General features: G+C 71.0%; 7 protein-coding genes, 1 tRNA gene and 1 other RNA gene. 4 read left to right on the top strand and 5 right to left on the bottom strand.

What is annotated here, in order from left to right:
- Together V7793_RS27470 and ffs are read right to left on the bottom strand one after the other, a co-directional pair.
- Window positions 1-1,220, bottom strand: a 1,220-nt coding sequence (locus V7793_RS27470) for a DNA polymerase III subunit gamma and tau (protein WP_336011147.1), incomplete at its 3' end; no start/stop codon positions are given.
- A 111-nt stretch (window positions 1,221-1,331) separates the two neighbouring features.
- Window positions 1,332-1,426, bottom strand: an RNA gene (gene ffs, locus V7793_RS27465) — signal recognition particle sRNA small type.
- A 100-nt stretch (window positions 1,427-1,526) separates the two neighbouring features.
- On the opposite strand from ffs, the gene V7793_RS27460 reads away from it, so the two are divergent.
- Window positions 1,527-1,614: transfer RNA gene (locus tag V7793_RS27460), tRNA-Ser, on the top strand.
- A 78-nt stretch (window positions 1,615-1,692) separates the two neighbouring features.
- Here V7793_RS27460 and V7793_RS27455 read toward each other — a convergent pair.
- Entirely contained in the window at window positions 1,693-3,069 is a 1,377-nt protein-coding gene (locus V7793_RS27455; protein WP_336011145.1) for an MFS transporter, read from the bottom strand.
- Window positions 3,066-4,304 (bottom strand): aminotransferase class V-fold PLP-dependent enzyme, encoded by a 1,239-nt coding sequence (locus V7793_RS27450; protein WP_336011143.1) that lies wholly within the window; start codon window positions 4,302-4,304, stop codon window positions 3,066-3,068. Before V7793_RS27450 ends, V7793_RS27455 begins: the two co-directional genes overlap by 4 nt.
- Here V7793_RS27450 and V7793_RS27445 point away from each other — a divergent pair.
- The 3 genes from V7793_RS27445 to V7793_RS27435 all read left to right on the top strand — a co-directional run bounded on the left by V7793_RS27445 (window position 4,303) and on the right by V7793_RS27435 (window position 8,103).
- Window positions 4,303-5,724: an aminotransferase-like domain-containing protein gene (locus V7793_RS27445; RefSeq protein WP_336011140.1), complete on the top strand. Its 1,422-nt coding sequence runs from the start codon at window positions 4,303-4,305 to the stop codon at window positions 5,722-5,724. The two genes, V7793_RS27450 and V7793_RS27445, sit on opposite strands and share 2 nt — an antisense overlap.
- 116 nt (window positions 5,725-5,840) lie before the next feature.
- The gene (locus tag V7793_RS27440) at window positions 5,841-6,326 is read left to right on the top strand and encodes a MarR family winged helix-turn-helix transcriptional regulator (RefSeq protein ID WP_336011137.1); all 486 of its coding nucleotides are present in this window, start codon (window positions 5,841-5,843) and stop codon (window positions 6,324-6,326) included.
- A gap of 361 nt (window positions 6,327-6,687) precedes the next feature.
- Window positions 6,688-8,103: an MFS transporter gene (locus V7793_RS27435; protein WP_443058007.1), complete on the top strand. Its 1,416-nt coding sequence runs from the start codon at window positions 6,688-6,690 to the stop codon at window positions 8,101-8,103.
- A gap of 141 nt (window positions 8,104-8,244) precedes the next feature.
- On the opposite strand, the gene V7793_RS27430 is transcribed toward V7793_RS27435, so the two are convergent.
- Entirely contained in the window at window positions 8,245-9,006 is a 762-nt protein-coding gene (locus tag V7793_RS27430; protein WP_336011135.1) for a GbsR/MarR family transcriptional regulator, read from the bottom strand.
- Window positions 9,007-9,240 lie beyond the last annotated feature (234 nt).

The following is a 9,240-nucleotide window of genomic DNA, read 5'->3' as shown; positions in this document are numbered from 1 at the left end:
TGCGCGCCGGGCCCCGGCACATAGCCCGCGGCGGGCGCCATAGGAGCCGTCACGAGCGCGGCCGCACCGCGCTCCAGCTTGTCGAGCCGGGCCCGTACGGACCGCTCGTCGTCGTACGCGGCGGGCAGCAGCACACGCGCGCAGATCAGCTCCAGCTGCAGCCGCGGCGAGGTCGCCCCGCGCATCTCGGTCAGGCCCTCGTTGACCAGGTCGGCGGCACGGCTGAGCTCGCCCGGGCCGAAGACGCCGGCCTGGGCCTGCATGCGCTCGACGAGGTCGGCGGGGGCGTCCAGGAGGCCCTTCTCGACCGCGTCGGGCACGGCGGCGAGGATCACGAGGTCGCGCAGGCGCTCGAGAAGGTCGGCCACGAAGCGGCGGGGGTCGTTGCCGCCCTCGATGACGCGGTCCACGACCTCGAAGGCCGCGGCGCCGTCGTTCGCCGCGAAGGCGTCGACGACGGCGTCGAGCAGCGAGCCGTCCGTGTAGCCCAGGAGGGACGTCGCCATGGCGTATGTCACACCGTCCTCGGCGGCGCCGGCGAGGAGCTGGTCCATCACGGACATGGAGTCACGCACGGAACCGGCACCGGCGCGCACGACGAGCGGCAGCACGCCGTCCTCGACCGGGATCTTCTCCTGCTCGCAGACCTCGCCCAGGTAGTCACGCAGCGTGCCGGGCGGGACGAGCCGGAACGGATAGTGGTGCGTACGCGACCGGATGGTGCCGATGACCTTCTCGGGCTCCGTGGTCGCGAAGATGAACTTCAGGTGCTCCGGCGGCTCCTCGACCACCTTCAGCAGGGCGTTGAAGCCCGCCGAGGTGACCATGTGGGCCTCGTCGATGATGTAGATCTTGTAGCGGCTGGAGGCGGGCCCGAAGAAGGCCTTCTCCCGCAGCTCACGGGCGTCGTCCACACCACCGTGGGAGGCGGCGTCGATCTCGATCACGTCGATCGAACCACGCCCGTTGCGCGCGAGGTCCTGGCACGACTGGCACTCCCCGCACGGGGTGGGCGTCGGCCCCTGCTCGCAGTTCAGACAGCGGGCGAGGATGCGCGCGCTCGTCGTCTTGCCGCAGCCGCGTGGTCCGCTGAACAGATACGCGTGATTGACCCTGTTGTTCCGCAGCGCCTGCTGCAACGGGGTGGTGACATGCTCCTGCCCGATGACCTCGGCGAAGGACTCGGGGCGGTAACGGCGGTAGAGCGCGAGGGACGACACACGTACGACGATATCGGGCCGCACTGACAAGTGGTCTCGATCACATCCTCAGACCCCCTGCGGACCCCGTCGCGACGCCCCGCACAGACCGCGGCGCACCCCCGGGGAAACACAAGGGCCCCCCACGCACCCGCCAGAGCCCACTTACCCTTGCTGCCTTCCGGCCCTGGGGGAGTTCGGTGAGATAGCGCCACGTGAGGGGCTTGTCCCCCAGCCTAGCGGATCCCGGGCAGTGCCCGTGCCCGCTCCCCCACCCCGGGAGCAGGCGTTCGCGAGCACCCCTCCGCGTCTTGTATTGTTTGCCGCGGAGGATTCGCCTAGAGGCCTAGGGCGCACGCTTGGAAAGCGTGTTGGGGGCAACCCCTCACGAGTTCGAATCTCGTATCCTCCGCCAGTGCCTCACCGGGCACGATGTCGAAGGGCCCCACCGCTCGCGGTGGGGCCCTTCGTGTATTTCCGTTTTCGTTCCGTCTCAGTCTGCGGCGGCCGGCACGTCCGGTGCCGCCGGTGGCGCCGGTGGCGCCGTGGCGGGTTCTTCCGGGGTCGGTGGCAGGCCGCGGAGTCGGCGCACGGGGGACAGGGCCAGCGTGATCAGCGCAGCGGCGGATCCGATCGCCGCCACGGTCAGTGCGTCCTGGGCTCCGATCCGGCCGGACAGCAGGCCCGCGAACAGGCCGCCGAGTGCGCCGCCGCCGAACAGCAGGGTGCGGAAGACCGCCGTCATCCGGCCCATCATCGACTGCGGGGTACTGGCCTGGCGGAGGCTGACGATGATGACGCCGGCGACGCCGAGCCCGAGGTAGGTGGCGAAGAAGGAGAGGACGAACATCCCCACCATCACCGGCCGGGGGCCGGCGGCCAGGACGATCAGCGTCGGACCGATGAGAAGGGCCGACTGGGCGACCAGGTAGACGCGACCGAGGGGGAAGCGCCGGATGACCCTGCGGGAGATCGCCGCGCCGATCAGTCCGCCCACGGAGGCCGTGGCGAAGATGCCGCCGAGGGTCGTCGAGGCCAGGTGCAGGTCGCGTGATCCGTACAGCAGGAACATGGTCCACACGGTGACCATGGAGAAGTTGCAGCAGAACCCGATGAGCGCAAGGGACCGCAGTACCGGGTTCTTCAGGACCCAGCGCAGGCCCTCCCGGAGTTCGGCCGGCACGTGCCGTCGTACGGCCGGGGGCCGAGGGCGGGGCTCGGGGGTGCGGATGAGCAGCAGCGAGACCAGGGACACCAGATAGGAGAACGCGTCCACGATCAGCGCCACGGGTGCGGTCAGGGCGCCGATCAGGACACCGGCGAGCCCGGGTCCCGCCACATCGGCCGCCGATGAGCTCATCCCCATCTTGGCGCCGGCTTCGACATAGTGCTTGGGGTCTCGTACCAGAGTGGGTACGTACGACATCCAGCTCACGTCGAACAGCACGGATGCGACGCCGACGGCACAGGCGATCACCAGCAGCGAGACCATGCTGAGCGCGTCCGTCCAGTACAGGACGGGCACGAGGGCCAGCAGGACCATCCGGACGAGGTTGGCGCCGAGCATGATCCGCCGACGCCGGGCGCGGTCCACCCACACCCCGAAGATCAGAGCGAGTCCGAGGTACGGGACGAGTTGCAGGAAGCGCAGGACACCGACCTGCTCGTCGGTGGCGTCGAAGGCGGTGATCGCGGTCAGCGGCAGGGCGAGGTTCGTGACCTGGGTGCCGAGGAGCGAGAGCGTCTCGCCGAGCCAGAACCTGAGGAAGTCTCCGTTGCGCCACAGGCTTTCCGGGCGGTCCGGGTCCGGCTCCGTGGCGCGTGTCCGCGTGGCGCGTGTCCGCGTGGCGCGTGTCTGCTTGCCTGTCATCGCCGGCCCTGGCCGGCGAGGTCCGCGACCGCGTCGGCGACGTGGTCCACCTCCTCCTCGGTGTTGTAGTAGTGCGGCGACAGGCGCAGACACCAGTCGACGTCCTTGTCCGCGAAGTCGAACTGTGCGAACTCCCGGAAGCTGAGTGCCGAGTTGATGCCGAGGGCGTCCATGGCCGCCTTGAACGGTTGCGGCTGCCAGCCCTTCACGTCGAAGGTGACGAGCGCGGCAAGACGCGGGCCGCGGTCGAGTACACGCACCCCGGGTATGGGTTCGAGCCGGTCGCGCAGCCGGGCTGCGAGCGCCGGTGTGCGCTGCTCGATGGCCTCGATGCCGACCTCGCGCGCATAGCGCGTCGCGGCGGCGCTGCCGAGCACCGTGGCGTAGGGGAACTCCCACTCCTCGAACCGGGCCGCCGTCCCGACGGGTTCGTAGCCGCCCGGCTCGGTCCAGCGGGCACCGTGCATGTCGATGAACAGCGGTTCGTAGCCCGCGCGCAGCACGCGATCGGAGACGTAGAGGAATCCGGAGCCGCGCGGGCCGCGGAGGAATTTACGGCAGGTGGCGGTGAGGAGGTCGCAGCCGATCTCTTCCACGTCGATGACGAACTGGCCCACCGACTGGCAGGCATCGACCAGGTAGAGCAGGTCCAGCTCACGGCAGTGACGGCCGATTTCGGCAACCGGCGAGACCAGCCCCGAGTTGGTGGGGACATGGGTGGCGGACACCAGGCGCGGGCGGTGGGTCCGCATCAGCGCGGCCATCGCCTCCACATCGACCCCGCCCTCGGGTGCGTCGGGCGCGTGGACGATGCGTACGCCGAATCGCTTGCGCAGGGACAGGAAGGCGATCTGGTTGGAGATGAAGTCGTCGCGGGTGGTGAGGATGACGTCATCGGCCTCGAACGGGATCGACGACAGGGCGTTGGCGTAGGCGTGGGTGGCGCTGCCCGCGAAGGCGATGTTGTCGGGCGTGGTGTTGATGAGGGCGGCGATCTCTGTGTAGAACTCGCGGACTTCGGCGGCTTGGGCGGCCGACGCCTCGTAACCGCCGATCCGTGCCTCGAGGTTCAGATGGCTGACCATCGCGTCGAGGACCGGGGCTGCCAGCAGCCCACAGCCGGCGTTGTTGAAGTGGATGACCCGCCGGCACCCCGGAGTGTCGGCCCGCAGAGCGGCGACGTCCAGCCGAAGTGCTTCCGGAGCAAATGCAGAAGCGCTACCATGATCTCTCATGAATGACAGTAGCACTTCTGGTGAGTTGGCCGACAGTCTCCGCACGCTGCTCTCCCGCCTGTCGCCCGGCGACCGGCTGCCGAGCAGCCGGGAGCTGATCAAGGAGTACCGGGTCGGCCCTGCCACCGTGGCGCGGGCCATCGCCGCACTGGCCGCCGAGGGCGCGGTGGTGACCCGTCCGGGCAGTGGGACGTACGTGGCGCAGCCCGCCCGGCGGCACGGCGGAGCCGCTGCCCCTGACACGGCCTGGCAGACGGTCGCCCTCACCGACCGCGCTGTCGACACCCACTTGATCGCCGACCCGCTCGGACCGCCACCGGCCGGGACGATCACGATGGACGGCGGCTATGCGCACCGCTCGCTCCAGCCCACCCGGGCCCTGAGCGCGGCGCTGGCCCGGGCGGCACGCCGTCCGGACGCCTGGGACCGCGCCCCGGCCGGCGGCCTGATGGCGCTGCGCACCGTGTTCGCCCAGGTCGTCGGCGGCAGTGTGGCGCCGGAGGACGTGCTCGTCACCGCGGGCGGGCAGAGCGCGCTGTCGATCGCGTTCCGGGCCATCGCCGGGCCCGGCAGCCCGGTCCTGGTGGAATCCCCGACCTATCCCCGGGCGTTGGCCGCCGCCCGCGCCGCGGGACTGCGGCCGGTGCCGGTCCCGCTCGACGCCGACGGCCTGCGGCCCGACCTGCTGGCCGACGCGTTCGCGATGACCGGCGCACGGCTGCTGTACTGCCAGCCGACCTACCAGAACCCGACCGGCACCGTGCTGGCGCCCGAACGCCGCCGCCAGGTCCTCGATGTGGCGCGCGCTTCGGGCGCGTTCGTGATCGAGGACGATTTCGCGCGGCACCTGGGACACGGCGGCCCGGTGCCGCGGCCACTGGTGGCCGACGACTCCGACGGCACGGTCGTCCACGTAACCTCGCTCACCAAGCCCGCGGCGCCGAGCCTGCGGATCGGGGCGCTGGTGGCCCGCGGGCCGGTGATGGAGCGCATGCGGGCGGTGCGCCTGGTCGACGACTTCTTCGTCACCCGCCCGCTCCAGGAGGCCGCGCTGGAGATGCTCAGTTCCCCGTCCTGGGACCGGCACATCAGGTCTCTCGGCGCGGCACTCAGGGAGCGGTGCGCCGTACTGACCGCCGCAATCAGCCAGGAAGTCCCCGGCGCGGCCTTGGCCGCGCCGCCCACGGGCGGACTGCACCTGTGGGTTCGCCTGCCGGCCGGCGTGGACGACACCGTGCTGACAAGCGCCGCCCGGCAACGCGGCGTCGCCGTGAGCGCCGGCAGCCGCTGCTTCGCCACCGAGCCGTCGGCGGCTCACCTGCGCATCGGGTTCGCCGCCACGGCCGACCTCGCCGAACTGACCGAAGGTGCACGCCGGCTGGGAGCCGCGCTTGCAGATCTCGGCCCCGGGCAGGAGTGAGGCGCAGGCCCACGACGAGCACCGGCCTCTGTGGAATGAGTCGCAGGAGGGACCGCCCCAGTTCTGATCTCTTACCGATAATCCGTGACGGATCGATTTTCGTTACCCTGGCCGGTATGACCGCCATGGCACCCACCCGCACCGAACCGGACCTGTCCTTCCTCCTGGACCACACCAGTCATGTGCTGCGGACGCAGATGGCCGCGCGGCTCGGTGAGATCGGGCTGACCCCGCGTATGCACTGCGTCCTCGTTCACGCCCTGGAGGAGGAGCGCACCCAGGCGCAGCTCGCCGAGATCGGGGACATGGACAAGACCACGATGGTGGTGACCGTCGACGCGCTCGAGAAGGCCGGCCTCGCCGAGCGCAGGCCGTCCAGCGCCGACCGGCGGGCGCGGATCATCGCGGTGACAGAGGAGGGGGCGAAGGTCGCCGGGGAGAGCCAGAAGATCGTCGACAGCGTTCACGAAGGCGCCCTCGGCGCCCTGCCCGACGACGAGCGCGACGCCCTGCTCCGGGCGTTGAACCGCCTGGCGACAGGGCACCTGGAGACTCCCGCAGAGGGGACTCGACCGGCCCGGCGGGCGCGCCAGAGGGGGTGAGCCGAGGGCCGCTCCGGCGGCCCTGGCAGCCCCGGAGGCCCGGGCAACTCCGGTAGTTCCGGCAATCCCGGCAGCCCTGCAGTTCCGACGGCCCCAGAAGCCCTGGAGGCCCCCTACAACCCCGGCAGCCCCGGCAGCCCCGGGAACAACCGCATACGGCTCACCCAGCCTCGATCCGTGAAAGATAGTCTGCAACAAAACTATCTGCTACGGTCTCTCCTGTTGCCTCCACCGACAGGAGAGACCCGCCGTGCCCGCCACCGCCGCACCCACCCCCGCCACATCCGCCCCGGCCCCGTCCGCCCCGGCCCCGTCCGGCTCCCGTTCCCGCCGGCTCGCCCTTGGCGTCCTGGCCACCGGGATGCTGATGACGGTCCTCGACGGCAGCATCGTGACCGTCGCCATGCCGGCCATCCAGAGCGACCTCGGCTTCACCCCTGCGGGGCTGAGCTGGGTCGTCAACGCCTACCTCATCGCCTTCGGCTCACTCCTCCTGCTCGCCGGCCGCCTCGGCGACATGATCGGCCGCAAGCGGATGTTCCTGGCGGGGACGGGGGTGTTCACCGCCGCCTCGCTGCTGGCGGGTGTCGCCGCCTCCCCCGGGGTCCTGATAGCCGCCCGCTTCCTCCAGGGTGTGGGCAGCGCGATGGCCTCCGCCGTCAGCCTCGGCATCCTCGTCACGCTCTTCACCGACCCGCGCGAACGGGCCAAGGCCATCGCCGTGTTCAGCTTCACCGGCGCGGCCGGCGCCTCGATCGGGCAGGTGCTGGGCGGCGTCCTCACCGACGCGCTCACCTGGAACTGGATCTTCTTCATCAACCTGCCCATCGGCATCGCGACCCTCCTCGTCGCCCTCCCCGCCCTGCCCGGCGACCGCGGCCTCGGCCTCTGCCTGAAGGCGGGCGCGGACACCGCCGGCGCGCTGCTCGTCACCTCCGGCCTGATGCTCGGGATCTACACGGTCGTCAAGGTCGAGGAGTACGGGGCGACTTCGGCTCACACGCTCGGCTTCGGGGCTCTCGCGCTCGTCCTGATCGCGGGCTTCCTCGCCCGGCAGGCCACGGCGAAGAACCCGCTCATGCCGCTGCGGATCTTCCGTTCGCGCAGCGTCTCCGGCGCGAACCTGGTCCAGATGCTGATGGTCGCCGCGCTCTTCTCCTTCCAGATCCTCGTCGCGCTCTACATGCAGAACGTGCTCGGCTACGGCGCCGCCAGGACCGGTCTCGCGATGCTGCCGGCGGCCGCCGTCATCGGCGCGGTGTCCCTGGGCGTCTCCGCCCGGCTCAACGCCCGCTTCGGCGAGCGCAACGTCCTCCTGACCGGCCTGGTGCTCCTCGTCGGCGTGCTCGGTCTGCTGACCCGGGTGCCCGGCCGGGCCGACCAGGCCGACTACCTCACCGACCTGCTCCCCGTGATGCTCCTCGCCGCCGGCTTCGGCCTCGCGCTGCCCGCCCTGACCTCGCTGGCCATGTCCGGCGCGAAGGAGGAGGACGCGGGCCTCGCCTCGGGCCTCTTCAACACGACCCAGCAGATCGGCATGGCGCTCGGCGTCGCGGTCCTCTCCACCCTGGCCGCCTCCCGCACCGAGTCCCTCACCGCGGCGGGCCGCCCGGCCGCCGAGGCCCTGACCAGCGGCTACCACCTGGCCTTCGCGGTCGGCGCCGGCCTCCTCGTCACCGCCCTGGCCGTCGCCCTCACGGTCCTGCGCCGCCCGGAGCGGACCCGGCGGAACGCCGCGGCCACGGCCGAGCGGGAAGCCCGCCTCGCCACTCCGTGAGCGGCCGGGACGCCACGCCACCAGGACAGATGGGACAGATGGGACAGATGAAGGCCCCGGCCGGTTTCCCGGCCGGGGCCTTCATCGTTGCGTCACGACCGGCTTCACCCCAGTGCTCCGGTGGCCTCCGAGGCGGCGGGCCTATCCGCGGTCCGAGCGCGGCTCGGCAGGGGCGGCTCCTCCCGGGGTCGTTCCGGGTTTCGTGTGGAGGACGTCGCGGGCCTGTTCCGCGGCGCGGATGATGCTCTCGCCGACGAAGTCGACGAAGCGGGCGATGTTTTCGAGGCGGGCGGCGGCCTGGGTGTCGGGGCCGAGGATGCCGACGCCCTGCCGCGCGATCTCCACGAGCTGGGCGGTGGCGCGGGCGCTGGCCATCATCGACTGGTACCAGACGTCGTCGTCGACGACGTAGCGCTCGCGGCGGCGTTCATCGCGCTCCCGGCGGACGAGGCCCTGGCTCTCGAGGAACGCGATCGCCTTGGAGATGGACGCCGGGCTGACCTGAAGGTGCTGGACGAGTTCGGCCGCGGTGAGGCTGCCGGTGTCGGTGAGGGTGAGGCAGGCCAGCACCCGGGACATCATCTTGGGCACGCCCGAGGCCATGAGGACGGTCGTGAACGTCTCCTCGTACTCGCGCACGGCTTCGGCGTCGCGCCCGTGGGCCTGCGGAGGCGCCTCCGGCCCCTGGGGCGTGCTCTGTTTGCGGCGCTGACTGCGGCGTTCGGTGGCGCGGTGGGCCAGGTCGGCGCGGTAGGCGGTGGGGCCGCCGTTGCGCATGACCTCACGCGTGATCGTCGAGGTCGGGCGGTCGAGGCGTCTGGCGATCTCCGCGTAGGCGAGGCCGTCGGCCAGTCCCAGCGCGATCTGCTGGCGGTCCTGCTGGGTGAGCCTGCCTCCCGGCATCGCGGTCTCCTTCGTTCTTTCTTCTCAGTGCCTGCGCGCCCGTCCGCCTGCCTGCCTACCTGCGTGGCTGCCTACCTGCGTGCGTGCGTATACGTGGCAGCATAGCGTTCACTTCCACTTCATTGCAACGAGCAGGCGGTTCTCGTTGCGTTAACCATGAGAGACATTGCAACGAATTTGCGGCTCTGACCTGCAGTGATGATCTTTTTGCGCAACGAGCCTGTTGAAGGCTCT

The sequence above is a fragment of the Streptomyces sp. KLMMK genome (genome assembly GCF_036961605.1).
Taxonomy (GTDB): Bacteria; Actinomycetota; Actinomycetes; order Streptomycetales; family Streptomycetaceae; genus Streptomyces; species Streptomyces telluris.
The sequence above is the reverse complement of the archived record's forward strand: the minus strand, read 5'-3'. Positions and strand labels throughout refer to the sequence as shown.